22 protein-coding genes are annotated in these 25855 nt (G+C 65.4%); 5 read left to right on the top strand and 17 right to left on the bottom strand.

Annotation, left to right across the window (positions count from 1 at the left end; all coding sequences use genetic code 11):
• Positions 1-9 precede the first annotated feature (9 nt).
• The gene (locus N3C64_RS09690; protein ID WP_260014126.1) at positions 10-1176 is read right to left on the bottom strand and encodes a peptidoglycan glycosyltransferase FtsW; all 1167 of its coding nucleotides are present in this window, start codon (positions 1174-1176) and stop codon (positions 10-12) included.
• 224 nt (positions 1177-1400) lie between these two features.
• On the opposite strand from N3C64_RS09690, the gene N3C64_RS09685 reads away from it, so the two are divergent.
• Both N3C64_RS09685 and chrA read left to right on the top strand, forming a co-directional pair.
• Complete coding sequence (locus tag N3C64_RS09685; protein ID WP_260014124.1) at positions 1401-2330, top strand: L-lactate dehydrogenase; 930 nt, start codon at positions 1401-1403, stop codon at positions 2328-2330.
• Complete coding sequence (gene chrA, locus N3C64_RS09680) at positions 2327-3445, top strand: chromate efflux transporter (protein WP_260014123.1); 1119 nt, start codon at positions 2327-2329, stop codon at positions 3443-3445. Before N3C64_RS09685 ends, chrA begins: the two co-directional genes overlap by 4 nt.
• Positions 3446-3447: 2 nt before the next feature.
• Here the strand turns inward: chrA and murD are convergent, their stop codons facing one another.
• The 9 genes from murD to N3C64_RS09635 form a co-directional block, all read right to left on the bottom strand.
• Entirely contained in the window at positions 3448-4848 is a 1401-nt protein-coding gene (gene murD, locus N3C64_RS09675; RefSeq protein WP_260014122.1) for a UDP-N-acetylmuramoyl-L-alanine--D-glutamate ligase, read from the bottom strand.
• A 79-nt stretch (positions 4849-4927) separates the two neighbouring features.
• Positions 4928-6010: a phospho-N-acetylmuramoyl-pentapeptide-transferase gene (mraY, locus tag N3C64_RS09670; protein ID WP_260014121.1), complete on the bottom strand. Its 1083-nt coding sequence runs from the start codon at positions 6008-6010 to the stop codon at positions 4928-4930.
• Positions 6010-7461 carry a UDP-N-acetylmuramoyl-tripeptide--D-alanyl-D-alanine ligase gene (locus N3C64_RS09665; RefSeq protein ID WP_260014120.1) on the bottom strand — a complete coding sequence of 484 codons (1452 nt, stop codon included), beginning with the start codon at positions 7459-7461 and terminating at the stop codon, positions 6010-6012. Before N3C64_RS09665 ends, mraY begins: the two co-directional genes overlap by 1 nt.
• Position 7462: 1 nt before the next feature.
• Entirely contained in the window at positions 7463-8947 is a 1485-nt protein-coding gene (locus N3C64_RS09660; RefSeq protein ID WP_260014119.1) for a UDP-N-acetylmuramoyl-L-alanyl-D-glutamate--2,6-diaminopimelate ligase, read from the bottom strand.
• 101 nt (positions 8948-9048) lie between these two features.
• Complete coding sequence (locus N3C64_RS09655; protein WP_260014118.1) at positions 9049-10833, bottom strand: peptidoglycan D,D-transpeptidase FtsI family protein; 1785 nt, start codon at positions 10831-10833, stop codon at positions 9049-9051.
• Positions 10830-11186 carry a cell division protein FtsL gene (ftsL, locus tag N3C64_RS09650; RefSeq protein WP_218630720.1) on the bottom strand — a complete coding sequence of 119 codons (357 nt, stop codon included), beginning with the start codon at positions 11184-11186 and terminating at the stop codon, positions 10830-10832. Before ftsL ends, N3C64_RS09655 begins: the two co-directional genes overlap by 4 nt.
• Entirely contained in the window at positions 11183-12202 is a 1020-nt protein-coding gene (rsmH, locus tag N3C64_RS09645; RefSeq protein WP_260014117.1) for a 16S rRNA (cytosine(1402)-N(4))-methyltransferase RsmH, read from the bottom strand. The genes ftsL and rsmH overlap by 4 nt, the downstream gene beginning before the upstream one ends.
• The gene (mraZ, locus tag N3C64_RS09640; RefSeq protein ID WP_375546107.1) at positions 12202-12705 is read right to left on the bottom strand and encodes a division/cell wall cluster transcriptional repressor MraZ; all 504 of its coding nucleotides are present in this window, start codon (positions 12703-12705) and stop codon (positions 12202-12204) included. The genes rsmH and mraZ overlap by 1 nt, the downstream gene beginning before the upstream one ends.
• A gap of 636 nt (positions 12706-13341) precedes the next feature.
• On the bottom strand, positions 13342-14406 hold the full coding sequence (locus N3C64_RS09635; RefSeq protein ID WP_218630723.1) for an Mrp/NBP35 family ATP-binding protein: 1065 nt from the start codon (positions 14404-14406) through the stop codon (positions 13342-13344).
• A gap of 260 nt (positions 14407-14666) precedes the next feature.
• On the opposite strand from N3C64_RS09635, the gene N3C64_RS09630 reads away from it, so the two are divergent.
• Both N3C64_RS09630 and N3C64_RS09625 read left to right on the top strand, forming a co-directional pair.
• A complete protein-coding gene (locus N3C64_RS09630) occupies positions 14667-14870 on the top strand; it encodes a DUF1127 domain-containing protein (protein ID WP_218630724.1) in 204 nt (67 codons plus the stop codon).
• 519 nt (positions 14871-15389) lie between these two features.
• Positions 15390-16187: a 23S rRNA (adenine(2030)-N(6))-methyltransferase RlmJ gene (locus N3C64_RS09625; protein WP_260014113.1), complete on the top strand. Its 798-nt coding sequence runs from the start codon at positions 15390-15392 to the stop codon at positions 16185-16187.
• A gap of 16 nt (positions 16188-16203) precedes the next feature.
• Here the strand turns inward: N3C64_RS09625 and N3C64_RS09620 are convergent, their stop codons facing one another.
• From N3C64_RS09620 to N3C64_RS09590, 7 genes are all read right to left on the bottom strand, one after another.
• Complete coding sequence (locus tag N3C64_RS09620; RefSeq protein WP_260014111.1) at positions 16204-18636, bottom strand: ATP-dependent helicase; 2433 nt, start codon at positions 18634-18636, stop codon at positions 16204-16206.
• 124 nt (positions 18637-18760) lie between these two features.
• Entirely contained in the window at positions 18761-19855 is a 1095-nt protein-coding gene (gene folE2, locus N3C64_RS09615) for a GTP cyclohydrolase FolE2 (RefSeq protein ID WP_260014110.1), read from the bottom strand.
• A 105-nt stretch (positions 19856-19960) separates the two neighbouring features.
• A complete protein-coding gene (locus tag N3C64_RS09610; protein ID WP_260014109.1) occupies positions 19961-21139 on the bottom strand; it encodes an aminotransferase class V-fold PLP-dependent enzyme in 1179 nt (392 codons plus the stop codon).
• 124 nt (positions 21140-21263) lie between these two features.
• On the bottom strand, positions 21264-21881 hold the full coding sequence (locus tag N3C64_RS09605; protein ID WP_218630729.1) for an inner membrane-spanning protein YciB: 618 nt from the start codon (positions 21879-21881) through the stop codon (positions 21264-21266).
• Between the two features lie 2 nt (positions 21882-21883).
• Positions 21884-22783, bottom strand: a complete 900-nt coding sequence (locus N3C64_RS09600; protein WP_218630730.1) for an EamA family transporter — start codon at positions 22781-22783, stop codon at positions 21884-21886.
• Positions 22784-22813: 30 nt separating this feature from the next.
• On the bottom strand, positions 22814-23875 hold the full coding sequence (ftsY, locus tag N3C64_RS09595) for a signal recognition particle-docking protein FtsY (RefSeq protein WP_260014108.1): 1062 nt from the start codon (positions 23873-23875) through the stop codon (positions 22814-22816).
• A gap of 65 nt (positions 23876-23940) precedes the next feature.
• Complete coding sequence (locus tag N3C64_RS09590) at positions 23941-24558, bottom strand: lysoplasmalogenase family protein (protein WP_260014107.1); 618 nt, start codon at positions 24556-24558, stop codon at positions 23941-23943.
• Positions 24559-24652: 94 nt separating this feature from the next.
• Between N3C64_RS09590 and N3C64_RS09585 the strand changes: the two genes are divergently transcribed.
• Positions 24653-25804, top strand: coding sequence for an alkane 1-monooxygenase (locus N3C64_RS09585; protein WP_260014106.1), 1152 nt, complete (start codon positions 24653-24655; stop codon positions 25802-25804).
• The last annotated feature ends 51 nt before the right edge of the window (positions 25805-25855 follow it).

Here is a 25855-nt window from a genome sequence, read left to right as displayed (position 1 = left end):
GACGACCTCTCAGTGTTTGCGGCGGGCCAGGATGTCGGAAATCTCGCCCTGCGGCCGGGTCCGGGTCAGCGCGAGCAGCATCCCCACCGCGATCCCCGAGGCGATCACGGACGAGCCGCCGTAGCTGACGAAGGGCAGCGTCATGCCTTTTGCGGGCAGCAGGCGCACCGCGACACCCATGTTGATCAGCGCCTGCACACCGAAGGCGCAGGCCAGCCCGGCCCCGGCGAGCCGGGTAAAGGGGTCGCGCTCTTTCATCAGGCGCATGAGCGAGCGCGCCACCACCGTTGCGTAAAGCGCGATGATGCACAGCACCAGAACAAGGCCGTATTCCTCGGCGGCGACCGCGATGATGAAATCCGTATGCGCATCTGGCAGCGACCATTTCACCGTGCCCTCGCCCACGCCCACGCCGAAAAAGCCTCCCTCCTGGATCGCGTTGGTCGCGTAGCCGATCTGGGTGCGCGGGTCGATCTCGGTCGAGAGGAAGCCGTTGATCCGGCGGGCGAAATGCTCGGAGGTGTTATAGGCCAGAACGCCACCCGCTGCCGTCAGCCCGCCGATGGCGGTCAGCAACGTGATCGGCGCGCCGCCCACGAAATACATCACCATCCAGGAAAACAGGATCAGCGAGGCCTGTCCGAAGTCGGGTTGCAGCGCCAGCGCGACAACGATAATCGCAGTCAGGATGAACGAATAGAACCGCCCCGGGGGGCCGCCCACCTCATGCGCCGCCGCCATGAACCAGGCGGCGATGATGACAAAGGCGGGCTTGAGGAACTCGGACGGCTGCACCGAGGCGAATCCGAACGAGAACCAGCGCACGGCACCCTTGCCGAAATCCGTCCCGAAAACCGGCAGCAGCAAGATCGCCACGAAGGCGCCGGCGAAGCCCAGAACACCCAACCGGCGCACCTGTGTCGGGCTCATCATCGAGATCAGGCCCGCGACACCAAGCGCGACGATGCCGAAGAAGGCCTGTCGCTTGACGTAGTAGAAGGGCTCCAGCCCGTTCTTGTCCGCCAGCGGCACAGAGGCCGCCAACCCCAAGAGCATTCCGATGCCGAAAAGCACCAGAATGGCCGAGAGCGACCACTTGTCGATCGTCCGCCACCATCGGGGGAGAACAGGCTCACCTGCCCTTACGGGCACGGTGCCAAACACCATCTCTGTCATGGCTAAACCGCCGTCGCTGCCTCTGAACTGCCCGTTTTCCGGGTCTGCCTGAAAGCTTAGCCCAAAGTGCTAGCGCTGCATAGGGGAACATGGGCCGAACGGCAGGGTTTCGCCCGCCTCCACGCGGCACTCGCGCAAAGGTGAAGTGACTGGCCTGACTACATGAATTGAGGGTTTTCGGCCCGGTAGGCGCATGGCATGGTGGCGCAAACCGGAGGGGTGCGATGAAGGTCGGGATCGTCGGAGCGGGCATGGTCGGATCGGCCGCGGGCTATGCGCTGGCGCTGCGCGGCGGCGCGAGCGAGATCGTGCTGATCGATCACAACGAGAAGCTGGCCATCGCGCAGGCCGAGGATATTGCCCATGCGGTGCCCTTTGCCCATGCCTGTGTCGTGCGCGCAGGCGGCTACGAGGAGCTTGAGGGCGCGGGCGTGGTGATCCTCGCCGCAGGTGTCGCACAAAAACCCGGGGAAAGCCGCCTCAGCCTGTTGTCACGCAATGCAGAGGTGTTCTCCGAAGTCATCGCGCAGGTCCGTCGCAATGCCCCCGACGCGATCCTGCTGATCGCCTCGAACCCGGTCGATATCATGACCGAGGTCGCCCTGCGCGCCTCGGGCCTGCCGCGCGAGCGAGTCATAGGCTCGGGCACCATCCTCGACACGGCGCGCTTTCGCAGCCTTCTGGGCACTCATCTGGGCATCGCGCCGCAATCCGTCCACGCCTATGTACTTGGTGAACATGGCGATTCCGAGGTTCTGGCCTGGTCCGCCGCCCGTGCGGGCTCGGAGCCCATCGCGCGCTTCGCGGTGCAGGTCGGCGCGCCGATCACCGGCGAGATCCGCGAGCGCATCGACGCGGGCGTGCGCCGCGCGGCCTATCGCATCATCAAGGGCAAGGGCGCGACCTGGTATGGTATCGGCGCCGGCCTTGCGCGCATCGTGCAGGCGATCCGCGATGATCAGCGCACCGTCCTGTCGGTCTCAATCGTCACGCCAGAGGTTGAAGGCGTGCAGGACGTCGCCCTCAGCCTGCCGCGCATCGTGGGGCGCGCGGGTATTCTGACCACCTTGATGCCGGAACTGGCCGAGGGTGAGGCGGCAGCACTGCGTGCCTCGGCCGAATTGCTCAAGGAAACGGGCGCAGGTTTGCGGTGATCGAGGTTTTCTGGGCCTTCCTGAAGCTTGGCCTGAGCAGCTTCGGCGGCCCTACCGCCCATATCGGCTATTTCCGCACCGAGTTCGTAACGCGCCGCCGCTGGCTTGACGATGCAGCCTTTGCCGAGCGGCTGGCGCTGGCCCAATTCCTGCCCGGCCCCGCATCCTCGCAGCTAGGTTTCGCGATCGGCTGGCATCGCGCCGGGCCGGGCGGGGCGCTGGCTGCCTTTCTGGGCTTTACCCTGCCCTCGGCAATGCTGATGGCGGCAGCCGGGCTTTGGGCGGTACAACTGGCGCCCGAAGGTGCTATGGCCGGGGCGCTTGCGGGCCTCAAGCTGGTCGCTCTGGCAGTGGTGGCACAGGCCATCTGGGCGATGTCCCGCGCGCTTTGCCCGGATCTCCCGAGGCGAGCTCTGGCCGGGTTGGCCTGCGTGGCGCTGCTGATCTGGCCCGTTGCAGCGCTCCAGATCGGGGTCATCGCGCTTGCGTCCCTGTTCGGCGCCCTGTCGCCCTGGTTCGCACGACCTATCGCCTCCCCCGTGCCGCCGATGTATGAGACACAGGCCCGCCCGCTTGCCATGATCTTGCTGGTGATGTGTGCCTGCCTCGCCCTCGCGCCGCTAGCCCATGCCTATCTGAGTTCAGGCGCGCTGGTCTTCGGAGGCGGCCATGTGGTCTTGCCACTCTTGCGTGAGGCGCTAGGCGCCCGGATCGACGCAGAGAGCTTCCTTGCCGGATACGGCCTTGCCCAGGCGATGCCCGGACCGCTCTTTACCTTCGCAAGCTATCTTGGCGCGCTCGAGAAGGGTGCGCTTGGCGCCCTGATAGCAACGGCGGCCATTTTCGCCCCGGGCTTTGCCCTTTACGCTCTGGCGCTGCCCCTGTGGTCACGCATCTGCGCGCGCAGTGCCGCGCGCGGCGCCGTCAGCGCCGCCAACGCCGCCGTCGTGGGCATCCTGGCCGCGACCTGGTTTGCGCAATTGCTGCCCGCCGGGCTGGTCAGCGGCAGACATATCGCCATTTCCGCAGGCCTTCTGGCGCTGGCCTTCGCGCCGCGCGTGCCGCCAGTGGGGCTGGTCATCCTGGGCACGGGATTGGGCGCGGCGCTGCTGTAGCCTTAGCCCGGCAGCGCCTGCACAAGCTGGGTGAAATGCTCGCCGCGTTTCTCGAAATTCGGATACTGGTCAAAACTGGCCGCAGCGGGTGCCAGAAGCACGGTATCGCCACCCTCGGCCTCTTCGGCGGCGCGGGCAATGGCGCGCTCCATCGTCTCGCAGATCTCATGCGGGATCTCGCCCAGTTCCAGCGCGAAATCGCGGCCGGAATGGCCGATGAAATAGGCTTTCTTCACGGCGCCGAGATATGGGCGCAGGCTGGCCACCCCGCCCTCTTTCCCAAGCCCGCCCGCAATCCAGCGGATGTTCCGGAAGGCCTGCAACGCCTTGGCGGCGCTATCGACATTGGTGGCCTTGGAGTCGTTCACAAAACGCACACCGGCCTTCTCGGCGATGGTCTGCGAGCGGTGCGGCAGACCGCCGAAGCTGTGGAATGCCTCCTCGATCTGGCGCGGCGCAAGGCCGAGCGCGCGGCAAGCGGCATAGGCCGCACAGGCGTTCTGGTGATTATGCGCGCCAGGCAGGCCGCGCACCTCGCGCAGGTCGATCGAGGCCACCTGCCGCCCCTTGCGCCATTCGCTGAGGAACCCCTTGCGGGCAAAGACCGACCAGCCGAGATCGCCCAGCTTGCGCGCGGCCGAAATGCGGATCACCCGGTCATCCTCACGCGCGACGGCGATCTGGTTGGCAAGATAGACGCCTTCGGGTTCATCCACGCCGATGATGGCGCGGTCCGGCCCGCCCTCGGCGAAGAGCCGCCGCTTGGCCGCGAAATAGCCCCCCATGCCGCCGTGGCGGTCGAGGTGATCGGGCGAGAGATTGGTGAAGACCGCAATGTCGGGCGTGAGCGCGCGGGCCAGATCGGTCTGGTAGCTGGAAAGCTCGAGCACCACGACCTCGCCATCCTCAGCCGGGTCGATGTCGAGCACGCCGCGCCCGATATTGCCCGCCATCTGCGTCGGGCGTCCGGCATGGTCGAGAATGTGATGGATCAGCGCCGTCGTCGTCGATTTCCCGTTCGAGCCGGTCACGCAGACCGTGCGCGGGGCAGTGTCGAAATTGTCCCAGTCGCGCGTGGACCAAGAGCGGAAGAAAAGGCCGATGTCGTTATCGACCGGGATGCCCTCGGCCATGGCGCGGGCGATCAGCTTGTTGGGCGCGGGGTAAAGATGCGGAATGCCGGGCGAGACGATCAGCGCAGAAACGCCTTCCCAGGCGTCGGCGCGATTCAGATCGTGGCAGGTCCAGCCAGCGGCCTCGGCGCGGGCGCGCGATTCCGGGCTGTCATCCCACAGAAGCGGGGTTGCCCCACCGGCTTGCAGCGCAGCAGCCGTGGCAAGACCGGATCGACCCAGCCCCAAAACGGCGACCTTGTGACCCTCGTAGCCCTGAACCGGTATCATGATGCCCCCTGAACTGCGCGCGGGGGCGCTGCCCCCGCACCCCCGGGATATTTGAGCAAAGCCGAAAGGGGAAGGCCCCTCAGCGGATCTTGAGCGTCGCGAGGCCGATCAGCGCGAGGATGAGCGAGATGATCCAGAAGCGGATCACGATTTGCGGCTCGGCCCAGCCTTTCTTCTCAAAGTGGTGGTGGATCGGCGCCATCAGGAAGACGCGTTTACCTGTGCGTTTGAAATAGGCGACCTGAATGATGACGCTGAGCGCCTCGACCACGAAGAGGCCGCCGACGATGGCGAGGACAAGTTCGTGCTTGGTGCAGACGGCGATAGCGCCAAGCGCGCCGCCAAGCGCGAGTGAGCCCGTGTCGCCCATGAAGACCGCGGCCGGCGGGGCGTTATACCACAAAAAGCCCAAGCCCCCGCCGATGAGCGCGGCGGTGAAGACCAGAAGCTCACCCGTACCGGGGACGAAGTGAACGCCGAGGTAATTGGTGAAATCGACCCGGCCAACGACATAGGCGATGGCGCCAAGCGTGCCTGCCGCGATCATCGCGGGCATGATCGCGAGGCCGTCGAGCCCATCGGTCAGGTTGACCGCGTTGGCCGCGCCCACGATGACCAGCATGCCGAAGGGGATGAAGAAATAGCTTAGGTTGATCAGCACATCCTTGAAGATCGGCAGCGCGAGGCGGTTCGACAGATCCGCCGGATGCAGCCAGGCGGCCGCGACCGCCGCCACCGCCGCCAGCGCGAGGCCAAGCAGCATCCGGGTGCGCGAACTCACGCCCTTGACGTTTTGCTTGGTCACCTTGGCGTAATCGTCGGCAAAGCCGATCAGCGCATAGCCATAGGTCACCCCGAGCGTGATCCAGATGTAGCCATTGTCGAGCCGTGCCCAGAGGAGCGTCGAGAACAGCATCGCCGACAGGATCAGGAGCCCCCCCATGGTCGGCGTTCCGGCCTTGGCGAAATGGGTCTGCGGCCCGTCCGAGCGGATCGGCTGGCCCTTGCCCTGCTTGCGGCGCAGGATGTCGATCAGCGGCCTGCCAAAGAGAAAACCGAAAATCAGCGCGGTGAAAAACGCTGCCCCCGCGCGGAAGGTAATGTAGCGGAACAGGTTGAACACATCGCCCCCGTCCGACAGGTTGGCCAACCAATACAGCATTACTCTTTCCCTTTATGTGCTTCGGCGGCGCCGGGTTGACCCAGTTTCCTGAGCGCGTCAACCACCAGACTGACCTTCGAGCCCTTGGAGCCCTTCACAAGTATGACGTCGCCCGCATCGACCAGATGCGCGGCCCGCGCGGCCAGGTCTTTGGCGCTCTCGTGCCATTCGCCACGCTTGGCGCGGGGCAGCGCCTCGTAGAGTGCGCGCATACGCGGACCGGCCAGATGCACCATATCGACCGAGTTCATCGCAGCCAGAGCCGCAATCTCGGCATGCAGGGCGGCCTCGTCCGGACCAAGTTCGAGCATATCGCCCAGAACCGCCACACGGCGACCACGGGCGACGCGCCCCACCCCATCGCGCGGCTGCGCACCGGCGAGCACCTCAAGCCCCGCCGCCATCGAGGCGGGGTTCGCGTTGAACGCGTCATCGAAGAGATCGAAGCTCTGCGTCTCGTCCACGATATCCATATAAACGCGCTCGCGTGCGCCGCGCCCGGCGGGAGGCTCCCACAGGCCGATATCGCAGGTCAGGACGGCCTGATCGGCGCCGACCGCCTCGGCCAGCGCGATTACACCCAAGGCATTCGCCGCGAAATGCTTGCCCGGCGTCATCACCTTGAACAGCATCTGCTGACCCGCCGCCTCGGCGCGCACGATCGTCGCGTCACCGGCGATCTGCGCGGAGATCAGGCGGTAGTCCGAGCCTTCCTCGGGGCCGAAGGTGATGGTGCGCGCGGCACGCGTCTCGGCGGCGACGCGCAGGATCGGTGTCACGCCAAGGCCGGTCGGGATGACCGCCACTCCGTCCGGCTCCAACCCTTCAAAGATCGCGGCCTTTTCGCGCGCAATGCCCTCGACGCTGTCGAAGGCCTCGAGATGCGCGGGGGCGACTGTCGTGATCAGGGCCGCGTGGGGTCGGGCCAGACGCGCCAGCGGCGCGATCTCGCCCGGATGGTTCATACCGATCTCGATCACCGCGAAATCGGCATCCTGCGGCATGCGCGCGAGCGTGATCGGAACACCCCAGTGGTTGTTGAAACTGGCCTCGGCCGCATGGACCTTGCCCTGCGAGGTCAGAACCGCGCGCAGCATCTCTTTGGTCGAGGTCTTGCCGACCGAGCCGGTCACCGCCAGCACGCGCGCGCGGGTTCTGGCGCGCGCTGCGCGGCCCAGATCTTCCAGCGCGCCCAGAACATCGGGAACGATCAGCAGCGGATCGGCCTCTGAGCAGCCCTCGGGGATGCGCGAAACCAGCGCGGCGGCCGCGCCTTTCGCAAGCGCATCGGCAACGAAATCATGCCCGTCGCGCACATCCTTGAGCGCCACGAACAGATCGCCCGGGCGGATCGAGCGCGTGTCGATTGAGATACCCGTGGCGGCAAAGGCCCGCGTGGCGCGCCCTCCGGTGGCAAGCGCGGCGTCGGCAGAGGTCCACAATACAGCCATCTCAGATCTTTCCATCCAACGCGGCCACGGCCACGCTTGCCTGCTCGGCATCGTCAAAGGGGTAGATATCGGTGCCGATGATCTGCCCGGTTTCATGGCCCTTGCCGCAAATCAGCAGCGCATCGCCCGGCCCGAGCATATCCACCCCACGCAGGATCGCCTCGGCGCGGTCGCCGACCTCAACCGCCTCGGCACCTGCGCCCTCCATCACTGCAGCGCGGATCAGGGCTGGGTCTTCGGTGCGCGGATTGTCGTCTGTCACCAGAACCTTATCGGCGTTCAGCGCGGCGGCGCGCCCCATCAGCGGGCGCTTGGTGCGATCCCGGTCGCCCCCCGCACCGACGATGGCCACCAGATTACCCATCACATGCGGGCGAAGCGCCTTGATCGCGGTCTCGACGGCATCCGGCGTGTGGGCGTAGTCGACAAAGACTGCAGCGCCATTGTCGCGCGTCGCGGCAAGCTGCATCCGCCCGCGCACGGTCTGCAACCTGGGCAGGGTGCCGAAGACCGCGCTGGCCTCGGCCCCGCAGCCGATGGCGAGCGCCGCGGCGGTCAGGACGTTCATCGCCTGGAAACCGCCGATCAGCGGCAGACGCGCCAGATGCACCGTCCCCTCCCACGAAAAACGCAAATCCTGCCCGGTCGCGTCGTAGCGCTGGCCGAGCAGGCGCATCTCGCAGCGTTCATCATGACCAATGCGGATCACGCGCTGGCCGCGTACGCGCGCATACTTCACCAATTCCTCGCCCTTGGGATCGTCGGTGTTGATCACCGCGACGCCATCCTCGGGCAGCACGCGGGTGAACAGCCCCGCCTTGGCGGCGAAATACTCGTCAAACGTGGCGTGGTAATCGAGGTGGTCCTGCGTGAAATTCGTGAACGCCGCCGCCGAGAGCCGCACCCCGTCCAGCCGCTTTTGCGCCAACCCGTGCGAGCTGGCCTCCATCGCGGCATGGGTCACACCGGCGGCCTCCATCTGCGAAAGCAGCCGGTGCAGGGTGATCGGCTCGGGCGTGGTATGGGCGCTTGGCGCGGTGAAGGCGCCCTCGACGCCGGTCGTGCCGATATTGGCGGCCTCGAAATCCAGAAGCGCCCAGATCTGGCGCGTGAAGGTCGCGACGCTGGTCTTGCCATTGGTGCCGGTCACCCCAACGACCGTCGCGGGTTGCGCCCCAAAGAAGAGCGCCGAGGCGAAGGCCAGCGCCTGACGCGGATCCTCGACGACCACCAGCGCGACATCGCGGCCGCTGACAGCCTCGCGCGCGATCTCGGCGCCTTCGCGGTCGGACAGAATGGCAATAGCGCCCCGCTCAAGCGCGACTGGCACGAAGCTTGCGCCGTGGACTTTGGTGCCAGGCAGCGCGGCGAACAGATGGCCTTCCCTGGTCAGGCGGCTATCGACCGACAGCCCCGTCACGGCGACATCCGCGCCATGCAGCACGGTCAGCCCCAGTTCGCTAAGCGGCTTTGCCCCGTTACCCATATCTTGTGCCCCCGTTATCGCTCCCGCCATTTATCGTGGCGCGGCCTCGCACGTCAACGCAACCCGACCGCAGCAGCGGGAAACGGCCGCCGGCTGCGCGCTCAGTCCTTTTTCACAAGCTGGATGCCGGCAAGCTCGGTCGGGCCTTCCTGCGGGCGCAGTCCCAGCAGGGGCGCCACGCGCCGGATGACCTCGGCGGCGACCGGAACGGCGGTCCAACCCGCGGTGCGGCGCGGCTCGGAGCCTGCGTTTTCCGAAGGCTCATCAAGCGTCAGCACCAGCACATATTTCGGATCGGTAACGGGGAAGACTGAGGCGAAAGTGGCAATCACCTTATCCTTGTAATAGCCGCCAGTGGGTTTGGCCTTGTCCGCGGTGCCGGTCTTGCCCGCGACCTGATAACCCTTCACATCGCCGAACGAGGCCGTCCCGCGCGTCACCACCGCCCGCATCATCGCCAGCGATTTCTGCGCGACATCGGCGCTCATCACCCGCTCGCCCGGCGTGCGTGCCGCGCCGCGGATCAGCGTCGGCCTCACCCGCAGGCCGCCATTCGCAATCGTGGCATAGGCTGCGGCCAGATGCAGCGGAGAAGCCGAGAGCCCGTGCCCATAGCCGATGGTCATCGCCGTGATCTCGGGCCATTTCTGCGGCACGATGGGGCGGCCCGTCGGCGCCTCGATCAACTCGACCGAGGTCGGTTCGAGGAAGCCCAAACGCTCAAGGAATTCGCGCTGACGCTCGCCGCCGATCATCTGCACGATCCGCGCCGTGCCGACGTTCGAGGATTTCACGATCACGTCGGTCACCGAGTTCTCGGCCCCGTAGTTGTGGAAGTCGCGAATGCGGTGGCGACCATAGACCAGCGGGGTCTTGGTCGGAACCTTGGTTTCCGGGCTCACAAGGCCCAGTTCCATCGCCTGCGCGACAGCAAAGATCTTGAAGGTCGAGCCAAGCTCATAGACGCCCTGAACCGCGCGGTTGAACAGCGGACTGTCCGAGGCATCGCCCTTGGCCAACGGTGCGGGACGGTCGTTGGGGTCGAAGTCGGGCAGGCTGGCCATCGCCAGAATCTCGCCGGTCTTGACCTCCATCAAAATCGCGGTCGCGCCCTTGGCATTCATCAGCTTCATACCGCCATCGAGGATTTCCTCAACCGCGGACTGGAGCGTAAGATCGATGGTCAACTGAAGCGGCGCGCCGTTGTTCTCCGGGTTGCGCAGCCAGAGATCGAATGCCTTCTCGACCCCCGCGACACCGACGATCTCGGCGGAGTTCACGCCCTCCGCGCCGAAGCGTGCGCCGCCCAGAATATGCGAGGCTACCGCACCGTTGGGGAAAAGGCGCATCTCGCGCGGGCCGAACAGCAACCCCGGGTCGCCGATATCATGTACCGCCTGCATCTGCTCGGGCGAGATTTTCTTTTTGATCCAGACGAACTTGCGCGCGCCGGTAAAGTCGCGCACCAGTCGCTCGCGGTCGAGATCGGGGAAAATCTCTACCAGCTTCTCGGCCGAACGCTCCGGATCGACCAGCAGCGGCGGCTGCGCGTAAAGCGCGTGGGTGACGAGGTTGGTGGCCAACAGGCGCCCGGCCCGGTCGGTAATATCCGCGCGCTGCGCCAGAATCGGCGCGCCGCTGTCCGACAGTTGCGGTTCCTGCGGCTTGGTGTTGGCCAGCACGCCCATGCGCACGCCAACCGTCAGGAAGGCGCACAGGAACATCACGCCCATCATCAGCAGGCGGCCCTCGGCGCGCAGCCGCGCCTTGTCGCGCGTGGCCTCACCGCGCAGGCGGATATTCTCACGCTCGATCGCGTCGGGGTTCTCGCCCTTCGCGCGGGCGTCGAGGATACGGGCCAGGGGACGCAGGGGCGTGCGGATCATTCGGCAGCCTCCAGCGCCTGGGTGCTTGCGATGACGTCAATCGGCTCGGAGACCGGCTCTTCGGGCGGCAGCGGATAGGCGACCTGCGCGACGGACCCGAATTGCTCGGGCGAGAGCGGCAGCAGTTGCAGACGCTCGAAGTTCAGATCGACCAGCTCACGCAGCCGATCGGGGCGGTTCAGATAGGCCCATTCGGCGCGCAGAACGCTCAGCCCCTCGTGCAGCGAGGCAATCTCGCGGTTCAGGGCGCGCAACTCGCCTTGCAGATCCTGAGTTTCGTAATTCACCCGGTAGGCCCAGAAGGCCAGGCCCATGACGCTCAGCGCGGTGGCAAGGTAAATAAAGTTCCTCATCTGGATCTTCCTTTGGAACCTTGGGGGCGAAGGACGGGAGCGGGCAGCCCGAGCGAGGCACGATCAGCCTGCCCTGCCGGAGCATCGGTGCGCCGCCCAACCCGCAGCTTGGCCGAGCGGGCGCGCGGGTTGTCGGCCAGTTCCTCATCATCGGGGCCGACGGATTTGCGGGTGACCAGTTCGAAGGCGGGGCTCTCGGCGGCCTGGATCGGCGCATAGCGCGACCCCTGCGCCGCGCGGCCCGAGCGCGCGAGGAAGAAGCGCTTCACCACCCGGTCTTCGAGCGAATGGAAGGTTACCACCGCGAGCATCCCGCCGGGCTTGAGCGCGCGTTCGGCGGCCTCCAGCCCCTCAATCAGCTGGCCGAATTCATCGTTCACCGCGATGCGGATCGCCTGGAACGAGCGCGTCGCGGGATGGCTCTGGCCGGGCTTGGGACGCGGCAGGCACCGCTCAATCACCGCGACCAGTTCACGCGTGGTTTCGAACGGCTTGACCTTGCGCGCCTCGCCAATCGCCCGCGCGATCCGCCGCGAGGCCCGTTCTTCGCCGTAGTGATAGAGAATATCGGCCAGTTCCTCTTCCGAGGCGGTGTTCACCAGATCCGCGGCCGTGGTACCTTCGGCCGACATGCGCATGTCGAGGGGGCCGTCCTGCATGAAGGAAAAGCCGCGCTCGGCCTGATCAAGCTGCATCGAGGACACGCCCAGATCGAGCACAACGCCATCAAGCCCCTGCCCTTCCGAGATATCCTCGGCATATTCGTCAAGCTCCGAGAACGTTCCCTCCACAAGGATCAGCCGCTCGCCATATGGCGCGCGCCAGCTTTCCACCATGTCGAAGACCGAAGGATCGCGGTCCACGCCGATGACGCGCTCCGCCCCGGCCTCCAGCAGGCCGCGCGTATAGCCGCCCGCGCCGAAGGTGCCGTCAAGCCATAGCCCAGAGACAGGCGCGACCGCTTTGAGGAGCGGCCGCAGAAGAACTGGAATATGGGGTCGGTCGGCGTCGGACATCAGGCGCCCCCGATCTTTGGCAGGTTGACCAGCGGGTCATATCTTTCGGGCCGCTCCGTTGCGCGCTCGGAGGCCAATGCGTTCTGCTCTGCCTCATAGGCCTCGGGATCCCAGATCTTGAACGAGGTACCCGCCGAGGCAAAGAACGCCTCTGCCTTCAGGCCGATCTTCTCGCGCAGCTTCTGCGGCAGCACGAGGCGACCATCGCCGTCGATATCGGTCTGGTGGGACTGGGCGTACATCAACTCTTCGATCTCGGCGCGCGCGACCGAGCCGCGCTGCATCGCGTCGATCTGCTCGTCGATCTCATAGATCGCTTCCATGGTGAAGACTTCGAGGAACTTGCGCTCGGCCCCGCCGTAAACAATGACGATCTGGGGGCGTGCGCCGGGCTGCCAGTCGGGGTCGCCCGCCTCGATCACGCGACGGAATGAGGCCGGGATGGAAACGCGACCCTTCGCGTCCACCTTGAAAGTTTCCGAACCTCTGAACCGCCGTGCCAAAGCTGGCGCTCTCCTGTCCCGTTCCCCCTTGGTGCCGAATAAGAAAACGGCGGATCGGGCTGCTGCCACTGCCCGATCCGCCGCCCTCGTCCCATCTCTGGGTATGTCCGACTGCGCGCGCCACCTGGGGGGATGTCTGCTCGCTCGCGCGCCGGATCCTTGGTTCGTGAAGCGGGTGCCTGTATGAAACCCGGTCTTTTCGCCGTGAGGTCTTGTTGCCTCTTAACCTCGCCTCCGATGAATAAGGGATGCCATGGGAAATCATGGGAAGCAACAGGAATTTTCGCCACCGGACAGAATATCTGCCATTACAGATAACAGAAGATCAACAGCTTGTAGCCCACAGCCAGCAAGGTTTTCCTTCATATAGGAGAAGATCAACACCGCCTCCGCTACATCTAGACAAGGGGTCGAAAGGCACTTTGTCGCCCACGAAATCCCAGAAATATCTCTGCAACGCCACTCCGCTCAGCAAAATAAGGCCCGAAGCGGGCCTTCAACCACGATCACGGGGGAGTGATTCGGCGTGATCGCGCGCCCTTGGCGCCCAGATTCCATGAATTCCCATGCCATAGGGCGACCAGAATGAAAAAGGGCGCCGGAAAGGCGCCCCTCGTCATTACTAGCGCGAGCGGCTCAGACCGCGCCGGCCTCGATCAGCTTGCGCGCGATCCCGGCATAGGCATCAGATGCCGCACCCTCGCCCGTCGCAACCGGCTGCCCGGCATCCCCCGCGAGGCGCACATCGAGGTCAAGCGGCAACTCGCCCAGGTAGGGCAGGCCAAGACGCTCGGCTTCGGCGCCAACGCCGCCATGGCCGAACAGATGCGCCTCGTGGCCGCAATTGGGGCAGACATAGGTCGACATGTTCTCGATCAGCCCAATGACCGGCGTGCCGAGGCGGCGGAACATGTCGAGCGCCTTCTTGGCATCCAGCAGCGCCACGTCCTGCGGGGTAGAAACGACAAGAGCCCCGTCAAGCCGCGTCTTCTGGCACAGCGTCAGCTGGATGTCGCCCGTCCCCGGCGGCAGGTCGATGATCAGCACGTCGAGCGGGCCGTAGTGATCCCAGGCCACCTGCCCCAGCATCTGCTGCAACGCGCCCATCAGCATCGGGCCGCGCCAGATCACCGCCTCATCCTCTTTCAGCATCAGGCCAATCGACATCACCACAACGCCGTGCGCCAAAAGCGGCAGGATCGTCTTGCCATCGGGCGAGGCCGGGCGCTTGTTCACCCCCATCATCCGCGGCTGGCTTGGCCCATAGATGTCCGCATCCAGAAGCCCCACGCGCTTGCCCGCGCGCGCAAGCGCCACCGCGAGGTTCGACGAGACAGTCGATTTGCCGACGCCGCCCTTGCCGGACCCGACGGCGATGATATGGCGCACCCCCTCAACCGCCTGAGGACCGGCCTGCGGCGTCGGGTGCTGGCCAATCTTGGGGCCTGCCCCCATCCCCTTCGCGGGGCCAGAGGGAACCACGACTGTCAGGCTCTCGACCCCGTCGAGCGCGCGTACGGCGGCCTCGATCGCGGGCTTCGCCGCCGACAACTCGGCCTCCGAGGCACCCTCAAGGACGAAGCGGACGATTCCCCCCTGCACCGCAAGCGCGCGCACAAGATCACGCGACACCGGATCGCTACCAGAGGGCATTTCCACGCCTCGAAGCGCTTTGAGGACCGATTCCTTGCTCAGGGACATAGTTTTCTCCTGTCGATTTCGCGGCGACTGTGGCGCTTTTGCCGCGCGCCGCAAGAGGGGACGGCAATTAATGCAAACAAAATGCGCAATATGACGCAGGGTGAAGTGAAGATCGGCCGGAAAATTGAGCAATAAAGGTCATGCATTTTCTGCATGGCAGAAATGCTCTCGCCAACCATTGTGCAGGTGCAGCATTAGCGCCATCTTCATCCCAACAGCGGCACTGGACCGCGACACGACATCAAGAAGGTTAGCAGAAAATGGCACTGGCACAGGACATTCGGATCATGGAAACGGGCGTGGCACGCCTGTTCTCTGGGTTCTCGGAGGCTCTGGCCCGCCGCAAGGTCTATCGTCAGACCCTGCGTGAGTTGAAAGGGCTTTCGAGCCGCGAACTCGACGATCTGGGCATTCATCGCTCGATGATCACCCGCATCGCCATGGAAGCGGCCTACGGCAAGTAACACGTTTCCAGAGGCCCCTCCTCCTCCCTGGGCCTCGGAACTTGGCGGCACCCACCTCCTCCCTCGGGTGTCGCCTGAAATACCGGCCTCAGACCAGATGGTCATGCCGGACGCCGATGCGAAGGCCCCTCCTCCTCCCTGGGCCTTTGTAGAGAAGGCGGCGGCCCCCTCCTCCTCCCTGGGGCCGCCGCACTTACTCAGCGGCAAGAAACACGCCCTTCGGGGCAGAGACGCGAAAGGCCCTTCCTCCTCCCTGGGCCGATCGCTTGGGCGGCGCCCCTCCTCCTCCCTGGGGCGCTGCCACAAGAATACCGGGTCCTTCCTCCTCCCTGGATCCGGCTGCGGCGCCGCCCTCTTCCTCCTCCCTGAGGGATGCGCCAGGATACCGACGGCCCCTCCTCCTCCCTGGGCCGATCGGAAGGTAGACGGCGGGCCCCTCCTCCTCCCTGGGCCCGCCGTTTTCTTTTGCGGCTTGCCTGTCGGGGGCGCGCGGGGCATCAGGGGGGCAAAGGGGGTGCCATGCTTTCCTACCAACACAGCTACCACGCCGGAAATCTGGCCGACGTCCACAAGCACGCGCTGATGGCGGCGATACTTGATTACATGACGCGCAAGGACAAACCGCTGAGCTACCTCGAGACCCATTCGGGCCGCGGGCTCTACGCGCTGGACGCGGCCGAGGCCGTCAAGACCGGCGAAGCCGCGCAGGGCATCGAGCGGATCGCGCGTCTGAGCTGGTTTGCCCCCGATCATCCCTATGCCCGCGCCCTCGCGGCGGTACGCGCCGCGCATGGTGCGCGCTCCTATCCGGGCTCGCCCCTGCTTGCGGCAACCCTGCTGCGCCCGATCGATTCGATCCAGCTATGCGAGCTACACCCGCAGGAATTCGCGGCCCTGCGCGCGGCGATGGAGCCCCATGGCGGCGTCTTTCATCAGAAGGACGGGCTGCAAATGGCACTGGCGCTGGCCCCGCCTACCCCGCGCCGCGGCGTCATGCTGATCGACCCCTCGTGGGAGGTGAAATCCGACTACGAGGCGATCCCCAAGCTGATCGGCCAGGTCGCGCGCAAATGGAACGTCGGCGTCATCGCGCTCTGGTATCCGATCCTCGCCCCAACCGTTACCGCCAGTGACGCGCAGCGCGCCATGGTGCGCGGCCTGCGCGCCAGCCACCCCGAGGCGCTCATCTCCGAGGTCCGCTTTCCGCCCGCGCGTGAAGGCCATGGCATGATCGGTTCGGGCATGTTCGTGCTGAACCCGCCCTGGGGGCTGGAGGACGAAGCGCAAAGGCTCGGCCGCCTCTTCGTGAAGCTCTGAGCGCGCTCCGGCAAGCTCAGAACGGCACGTCGTCGGCCTCGTCGGCGGGCACGACAAAGGAGGCCAGCAGCTTCTTGGTGTCGGCCTTGTCGAAGGCCACGGCGATCTTGTCGCCCTCGGAGCCGAGAACCTCGCCATAGCCGAACTTCTTGTGGAACACGCGCTCGCCGATTTCAAAGGCGACCGTCTCGGCGTCGATGATCATCGCGCCGCGCCGCTGCGGCTGTGAACTGACCCCACGCGACTGCATCCGCTGCCAACCCGGCGAGGCATAGACATCGGCGCGGCTCGCCCGCTCCTCGATCCCGCCGCGACCATAGGCGCTGGCCGCGCCGAAGCCGCCCCCTACCATGCCCGAGGGAAGCACCTCGACATGCGCGGCTGGCAATTCATCGATGAAGCGCGACGGCAACTGGCTTTGCCACTGGCCATAGACACGGCGGTTTCCGGCGAAGGAAATCGTGCACAACTCCTCGGCGCGGGTGATGCCGACATAGGCCAGTCGGCGCTCCTCCTCGAGCCCCTTCTGCGGCGCTTCATCCATCGAGCGCTGACTGGGAAACAACCCGTCCTCCCACCCCGGCAGGAAGACGATCGGAAACTCCAGCCCCTTCGCCGCGTGCAGCGTCATGATGGTGACCTTCTGGTCCCCCTCGTCGCGGTCATTGTCCATGATCAGCGCGACATGCTCCAGGAACCCTTGGAGATTTTCGAACTGCTCCAAGGCCTTGACGAGTTCCTTGAGGTTCTCAAGCCGCCCCGGCGCCTCGGGTGTCTTGTCGTTCACCCACATCTCGACATAGCCGCTGTCTTCGAGGATCTGCTCGACCAGCCGGATATGCGAGTGATCGTTGGCGGGCGGCACCGCGTCTGCCTCCAGCTCGATCAGCGCATCGTCGTCCTCTGCGGGGCTCGTGGCCGTAGCGGGGGAAGCCCCGCGCACCGCCTCATGCCAGCGCGCGATATTCTCGACAAACAGCCGCAACTGCCCGGCGGCCTTGCCGCTCAGACCGCCAGATTGCAGCACCAGCCGCGCCCCGTCGAACAGGCTTAGCCCGTTTTCGCGTGCGGCCCGCTGGATCGTGTTCTGCGCCTTGTCGCCAAGTCCGCGCTTAGGCGTGTTCACGACGCGCTCAAACGCCAGATCGTCATCGGGGCTGACCGCCAGCCGGAAATAGGCCATCGCATCGCGAATCTCGAGCCGCTCGTAAAAGCGCGGCCCGCCGATGACCCGATACGGCAGACCGATCGTTAGAAAGCGATCCTCGAAAGCCCGCATCTGATGCGAGGCACGCACAAGGATGGCCTGCTTGTCATAGGAAACCGGCCCCATTGCGCGTGTGCCGCGCCGCAACGCCTCAATCTCCTCGCCGATCCAGCGCGCCTCTTCCTCGCCGTCCCAAAGACCGATCAGGCGCACCTTCTCGCCGCCCTTCGCCTCGGTCCAAAGCTCCTTGCCAAGCCGCCCCTCATTGGTCGCGATCAGCCGCGAGGCCGCCGCCAGGATATGCTCGGTCGAGCGATAATTCTGCTCAAGCCGGATCACCGCCGCGCCAGGAAAGTCCTTTTCGAACCGCAGGATGTTGCCCACCTCGGCGCCACGCCAGCCATAGATCGACTGGTCGTCATCGCCCACGCAGCAGATGTTGCGATGCCCCTGCGCCAAGAGCCGCAACCACAGATACTGCGCGACGTTCGTGTCCTGATACTCGTCCACCAGGATATATCTGAACCAGCGCTGATACTGTTTGAGCACATCGTCATGCGTCTGGAAGATCGAGACCATGTGCAGCAGCAGATCGCCGAAATCGACGGCGTTGAGCGTGCGTAACCGCTCCTGATAGGCCGCGTAAAGCTCGGACCCGCGATTGTTGAACGCCGCCGTCTCGGCACCCTTCACCCGGTCAGGCGTCAGCGCGCGGTTCTTCCAACCGTCGATGATCCCGGCCAATTGCCGCGCCGGCCAGCGCTTCTCATCCATATTCGCGGCGACGATCAACTGCTTGAGCAGCCGGATCTGATCGTCCGTATCGAGAATGGTAAAGTTCGGCTTCAGCCCCACCAACTCGGCATGGCGCCGCAAGAGCTTGACGCAAACCGAGTGGAAGGTGCCAAGCCACGGCACGCCATCGATTCCGCCCCCCAACAGACGGCTCACACGCTCCTTCATCTCGCGCGCAGCCTTGTTGGTGAAGGTCACGGCCAAGATCTCGTTCGGCCTCGCTCGCCCCGTATCGATCAGATGCGCGATCCGCGCGGTCAGTGCCTTGGTCTTGCCCGTGCCCGCCCCCGCGAGCATCAGAACAGGCCCATCCAGCGTCTCGACCGCCGCGCGTTGTGCGGGGTTCAACTCGTAAATATAGCCCGCAGCCCCCCGCATCGCGCCCATGGCACGTTGCGACAGGCTCAACGCCCCCTCGAATGCATCATCTTCGTCAAATCCGCTCATGGCGCCAATCTAGCCGCCTCTGCGCCGAAGGCCAAGAGAAGTTCATGCAATGTTCGCATCTTCTTCTTGGCAAAAATACCTCGGGGGTGAGGGCCGCAGGCCCGAGGGGGCAGCGCCCCCTCCCTCAGCCGCCATGCACAAGCGAGGCAAACAACCGCGGATCGAGGCTTTCTGCCGCGAAGGTCTCGCCTTCGGTCAGTAGCGCCACGGCGTCATGGCTATGCAGGCTTTCCTGATGGCTGGCGACCACGCGGAAATCGCCCACGCGCGGATCGGCCAGAAGACCGGCCGCAAAGGCGCGCACCGCATCCTCGACAAAGATCGGGTTGGCGGCGTTCAGCTCGGCAAAGGCCTGTTCATCCTCGCGCTTAACCATGACCTGGGTCTCGGTCGGCACTGCGACACGGGCGATATCGATCAGATCCTCGAACCACAGCCGCTGCCCGGGCTCTGCCACCACTGAGATCCGCGCGACCGATCGCTGCGAATGCGGTGTCGCCAGCTGAGCGCGCACCCGCCGGGCGTGCTCGGCCAGTTCCAGCGAACAGGGGCAGGTCGAGGAATAGACGTAGTCGAGATGGATGATCCGCTTGCGCGTTCCCGCGCGGTCGATCTGCTCCAGCGCAAAGTCGTAATACTGCCAGCCCGAGAGGCCCGAGCGCAGGCTTTCCACCCGCGTCGGGTAGGAAAAGCGCATCTGCAGCCGCGCGTCGAAGCTCTCCAGGTGATCTTTGTAGTCATCGACCGCCTGCGACATCACCCCGCTCGAAAACGCGGTTTCCGAATGGGCATAGAATGAGCGCATAATGCGGCTCATATTGATGCCCTTCTTCTCGGCCTCAAGACTCACCGTGCCGGTGACCGAGGTCTCCAGCGTGATCTCGCCGCCCTCGCGCAGCCGGTAGCGGATCGGCAGGCGGAAGTTCGAAATGCCGACATGCTCGATCCGCGTCTTGGCGCCGACGATCAGCGAGGCCGGGCCGTTTTGCAGATCGGGCAGGCCCGCCTTGTAGGCGGCATCGACCTTGAAATCAGGATCGTATGTCCGGCTCAGATCCGGGTAATTGCCCACGGCACGTTCGGGCAGCAGCCGGGCAATGGCCGGGTCGAGCTGTGCGATCTCGGTCTCGCTCGCCTGCCCTGCCCAAGCGCGCAGAACCTCCAGAGCGGCCTTGGCCTCTTCCGTATCCGGCATCGCGATGCGGTCCTGAATGTTCATTGGGTCACCTTGCGGACTTGTCCCGGACGACCCCCGGGCACTTTTGCATATGGGGGTGATACGAAAAAAGTCCAAAACAAGTTGCGCCCGGGCGACACAAAAAGATCAGGCTGCGTCCAATGCCTGCAATACATCGGCCACCAGGTCCGACCCATCCTCGATTCCCATCGAGATCCGAACCATTCCCGGCGTGATGTTGATCAGCGCGCGCTCTTCCTCGGACAGGTTTTTGTGCGTCGTCGTGGCCGGATGGGTCGCGATCGACTTGGCATCGCCGAGGTTGTTCGAGATCGAAATGACCTTCAGCGCATTGAGGAAGCGGAACGCCGCCGCCTTGCCGCCCTTGAGATCGACGCAGACCATCGTCCCGCCCGAACCCATCTGCTCCATCGCAAGCGTATGCTGCGGGTGGTCGACCAGCCCCGGATAGATCGCGCGGGCAAGCTTTTCATGCCCCGCCGCTGCCGAGGCCACCATCGCCGCATTCGTCGCCTGCGCGCGCACGCGCAAATCGAGCGTCTGCATCCCCGAGAGCATGATCCAGGCGTGGAACGGGCTCATCGCGCCGCCGGTGTGCTTGACATAGGTCTCCAGCGGGCCGCGGATATACTCCTTCGTGCCGCAGACAACGCCGCCAAGCGCGCGCCCGCCGCCGTCGATATGCTTGGTCGTCGAATAGGCGATGATATCGGCGCCGAGTTCGACCGCATTCGAGAAGATCGGCGAGGAAAAGACGTTATCCACCACCACGACCGCGCCATTGGCATGGGCAATCTCGGACACGCCCTTGATGTCGATGACCTCAAGTCCGGGGTTCGAGACGCTCTCGAAGAAGCAGACCTTGGTCGCCGGGGTCATCGCAGCGCGCCACTCGTCCAGCTTGGTGCCGTCAACCAGCGTCACGCCCACACCAAAGCCTTGCAGCACCTTGAGCACATGCAGGCACGAGCCGAACATCTGCCGCGCGGCCACGATGTGATCGCCCGCCTTGACCAGACAGGTCAGCGCGCCGTTGATCGCGGCCATGCCGCTGGCGCAGGCGAAGGCGTCCTCGGTGCCCTCGATCGCGGCGATGCGGTCTTCGAACATGCGGGTGGTCGGGTTGCCGTAGCGGGCGTAGATGAATTCGTCATCGCCCGAGGACAGGAAGCGCGCCTCGGCGGCCTCGGCCGACGGATAGACGAACCCCTGCGTCAGAAACAGCGCCTCGGCCATCTCGCCATACTGGCTGCGGCGGATGCCTTCATGGACGAGTTTCGTGCGGGTTTTCCAATCCTTCGACATGGAACGGGCCTTTCGTTGCAAGGTTCCCTGCCCTAACGCCGCGCCGCGCCTGCGTCAACCTGCCACGCCATGCCTCACACGGGTTTCGGCCTTGTATTCAAGGGGCTGAATGCAGGGGCGCGTCTCAGGCGTCGCCGCCATCCTCGCCCGGCTTTTCATAGCCGTAGCGCGCGAACAGGCGGCTTTGGCCCATGAAGAAGGCGAACATGATGATCGTCAGGCCGAAGGTCTTGAAATTGACCCAGGTCTGGTCCGACATCGTGCGCCAGATCGCCTCATTGGCCACAGCAAGGCCAAAGAACAGCGCGATCAGGCGCTTGGTCAGGATGATCCAGCCTTCGTGCTGCATGGGTAGTGCGTCATCCATCACCAGTTGCAGCCAGGGCTTGCCGCGCATCAGCCCCACACTCAGCAGCACCGCGAACAACAGATAGATCAGCGTGGGCTTCATCTTGAAGAACTTGGGGTCATTGAGCCAGACCGACAGCCCGCCGAAGACCACGACCAGCACCAGCGTCGCGATCTGCATCGGCGCCAGCCGCCCCGTAAGCCGCCACAGCGCGAGCGTGGTCGCCACCAGCAGCGGAACGAACAGCGCCGTGGCCACCACAAAGCCCGAATAGGCCGTGCCCCCGATGGTGACATCGGTATCCTTGAGGCGCGAGAAGGCCACGAAGAACACGACCAGCGGCCCGAACTCGAGCCCGGCCTTCACCCAGGGATTGATCTTGCGTCCGGCCATTCTTACCCCGCCACTTCAACGATTACGGCGCCCACCGCGATCAGCGCCATCAGCGCAGTGCGGCGCGGCCCCACCTTTTCCCCCAACACCAGCCAGCCGATCAGCGCGGCGAACACGGTCGAGGTCTCGCGCAGCACGGCGGCCTGCCCGACATTGTCGAGCCGCGTGGCCATCATGATCGCGCCAAAGGAGAAATAGGCCACGAAGGCCCCGATGACACCCCTTTTCAGAAGCGGCACGAATTCCGAAGAGGGCACGTTGCGCCAGCGCCGCAGCGTCAGGAGCGGCATGAACCAGCCGTCGATGAAGAAAAACCACGCAAGGAAGGTGAACGGATCGGCCGTCGCGCGGATGCCGTACGCGTCGTATGTGGTATAAAGCGCCACGAACCCGCCGGTCAGCACCGCAAAGCCAAGCGCGGGGATCATCGTCTCGCGGTTCAGGGTGATGGTGCGCAGGTTGTAGAGCGCAAGGCCGTAGATGCCGGCGACCAGCACGCCGACGCCGACCCACTGGCCTGCGTTGAAATGCTCATCGAACAGGAACCCGGCCCCGATGACGGCGAAGAGCGGGCCGGTGCCGCGCACGACCGGATAGACGACCGTATAGGCGCCGCGGCTATAGGTCATCGCCTGCGCCAGCTTGTAGCCCGCATGGATCACGAAGACGCCCGCGAAGATCGGCCACATATGCGGCTCGGGCCAGGGCACAACGAATAACGCGAAGGGTGCGGCGATCAGACCATAGCAGGCGTCGATCACCGCGCGGCTGAGCCATGGGTCATGCCGACCCTTTTGCAGCGCGCCGAACAGCGCATGTAGCAGCGCGGCCATAAGCGCCAGCACCAGCGCGGCCTGATGCCCGGCTGGTGTGCCTTCAAGTGAAGTAAGCCATTCACTCATCGCCAAGCGGCCCCTTTCGGCACCCGCTCTTTATTCATTCGCACCAACAAGCGCGCGGGCGAAGTCTTCGGGGTCGAACGGAGCCAGATCGTCGATCTGCTCGCCCACCCCGATGGCATGGATCGGTAGCCCGAACTTGTCGGCCAGCGCAACCAGCACGCCGCCCTTCGCGGTGCCGTCGAGCTTGGTCATCACCAGCCCCGAGACATCGGCAATCTTCGAGAAGATCTCGACTTGGCTCAGGGCGTTCTGACCAGTCGTCGCATCCAGCACCAGAAGCGTGTTATGCGGCGCGGTCTCATCTATCTTGCGGATAACACGGATGATCTTGGCCAACTCTTCCATCAGATCGGCGCGGTTTTGCAGCCGCCCGGCGGTGTCGATCATCAGCAGATCGGCGCCGTCTTCCTGCGCCTTGGTCAGCGCATCGAAGGCCAGCGATGCCGGGTCCGAGCCCTCGGGAGCGGTCAGCACCGGCACCCCCGCGCGATCGCCCCAGACCTTGAGCTGCTCGACCGCTGCGGCGCGGAAGGTGTCGCCCGCAGCGATCACCACCTGCTTGCCCGCCGCGCGAAACTGCGAGGCGAGCTTGCCGATCGTCGTGGTCTTGCCCGAGCCGTTCACGCCCACCACCAGCACAACCTGCGGGCGCTTGGGGTAGATCGGCAGCGGGCGGGCCACCGGCTCCATGATCCGGGCGATTTCGTCGGCCAGAAGGGCCTTGATTTCGGGAACCGACAGTTTCTTGCCCATGCGCCCTTCGGCGATATTCGCGCTGACCCGCAGCGCCGTCTCGACCCCCATGTCCGAGGCGATCAGCAGCTCTTCAAGGCTTTCGAGCATCTCGTCGTCCAGCACCCGACGCGGGGCGGCGGCATCCTCGCCCTTGCCAAGAAGCCGCCCGAAGAAGCCGGGTTTGCGCGTCTCGGCAGGCACCGGCGCGGGCTGCGGCGCCGCAGGAGCAGGAGCCGCGGGCGCTGGCGCCTCGGGGGCTGCGGGCTCGGGCGCCTCGGCGACGATGGCCTCAAGCCCCTCTTCGAGCTTCGAGGAGGAGCGCGTCAGGCGCGACTTCAGTTTTTGGAAAAACGACATCAGGCAGCCCTTCGGGTGGTTTCTTCTCACCTAATCAATCCGGGCGCCCGATGGAAGGGCGAAGCTCAGACAGCGCCCCACAGGATCAGGGCCTGCCCGCACCAGTAAAGCACCCAAAGCAGCCGCTGGCAGGCGCGGCGCAGCGGCCCATCCGCCAGCACGAAGATCTGAACGGCCAGCACGAGGTCCGAGGCGACAAAGAGCACCGCACCCGCGCGCAGCATCCCGCGCCCCTCCATCCCGAGGGCCGCAAGGCTCATCGCCAGGATGACCAGGACATAGCCCCGCACGGGCCAGCGCAGCGCGCCGGTGCGGGGCGCAAGCCAAAGCTCGGTCGATGCGCCAAGCAGAACCAGCGCCACGATCACAGGCCAGCCGGGCACCCCCGCGCCCATCGCGATGAAGGCCGCGACATAGCTGGCGTGTCCCGCCGCGAAAGCCGCCATGCCCAGCAAGAACGCCCGCTCACCGTCGCGCGAAAGGAACCAGTCGCCGACCGCACCAAGTGCCAGCCCAAGCGCGACGGTCCATGGCGCGCCCAGCAACGGCGCGGCCAAAGCCAGCGCCGCGACCGATCCGGTCTTGACCACACTCTTGCGCAGGGAGGATGGTGCCGTGGCAAATGCCAAGAACTGCCAAACCGCCAGAAGCGCCGCAAAACTGACAAGAAGCTGCTCCATCATGGCGCCACAGCGCCAGAAAATCGCCGCGCGATCAAGGCTGACCCATCGGCAGTCCAGACAACCGGCAAGGCTCCGACGCAAGCGAGTATGAGTAATGACGACCCAAACCGACCCGACCCGATCCCCCGGCCCGCTGTCCTCCCTTGCCCGTCTGGGGCGCGCGACGCCGGGCGTGGACCTGTTCGCACTGGTTACCCTCGCACCAATCCCCCTGCTTCTTCTGGGCGCGTTTCTGGGCGGCGCCTTCGTTTGGGCCGCGCTGATCTACATGACCGTGCTGATCTTCGCGCTCGACGAGATCATCGTCCGCGCCTCCCCTGATGCGCCGGAAGGGACCGAGTTCCCCGCCGCAGACAAGCTTTCGATCGCGCTTGGCTGCGCGCATTTCGTGCTGCTTGGGGTCGCGGTGGCGGCAGTGTCGGGAGCAACCGGCCTTGGCTGGGGGGCGCGTGCGGGCCTCTTCTGGGCTTTCGGGCTCTTCTTCGGGCAGGTGTCGAACTCAAACGCGCATGAGCTGATCCACCGCGCCAACGCACGCCTGTTCCAACTGGGCAAATGGGTCTATATCTCGCTGCTCTTCGGGCATCACACCTCGGCGCATCGGCTGGTGCATCACCGCTTCGTCGCTACGCCCGACGACCCCAACACCGCTGCATTGGGCGAGGGGTTCTGGTCCTTCTTCACGCGCGCCTGGGGCGGCTCGTTCATCGCCGGGTATGAGATGGAGCGCACCCGCATCGCCTCTGCCACGCAACAGGACGGGGCACGGCGGATGATCAACCCCTACGTCGGCTACGTGCTTGGAGGGTTGTGGTTCGTGCTGATCGCGGGGCTGACCTTCGGGCTGGCCGGAGTGCTGGCCTATCTGGCGCTCTGCCTCTACGCGCAGCTTCAACTGCTGCTGTCGGACTATGTTCAGCACTATGGGCTGGAACGCGCCCGCATCGACGAGGTGCATTATGAGCCCGTCGACATCCGCCACAGCTGGGATGCCCGCCAGCCGGTCTCCGCGCTCTGGATGCTGAATGCGCCGCGCCACTCGGACCACCACGCCCACCCGGCGCGCGCCTATCCCGCGCTGCGCCTTGGCGATACCCGCGACAAGGCGCGCCCCATGCTGCCCTACTCGCTGCCGGTGATGGCGACTCTGGCGCTGATCCCGACGCTGTGGCGGCGCACGATGGATCGCAAGGTCCGCACCCTGCGCAAGCACCACGAGGCCGCTCGCACGCCGCTCACTTCATAGTGGCTTTCACTACTGGGCCGTTCGTGCCACTCTGCGGCCATTCTGACCGGA

Origin of the sequence: Sedimentimonas flavescens (assembly GCF_025154035.1) — a bacterium.
Lineage (GTDB): Bacteria > Pseudomonadota > Alphaproteobacteria > Rhodobacterales > Rhodobacteraceae > Rhodobacter > Rhodobacter flavescens.
The sequence above is the reverse complement of the archived record's forward strand: the minus strand, read 5'-3'. Positions and strand labels throughout refer to the sequence as shown.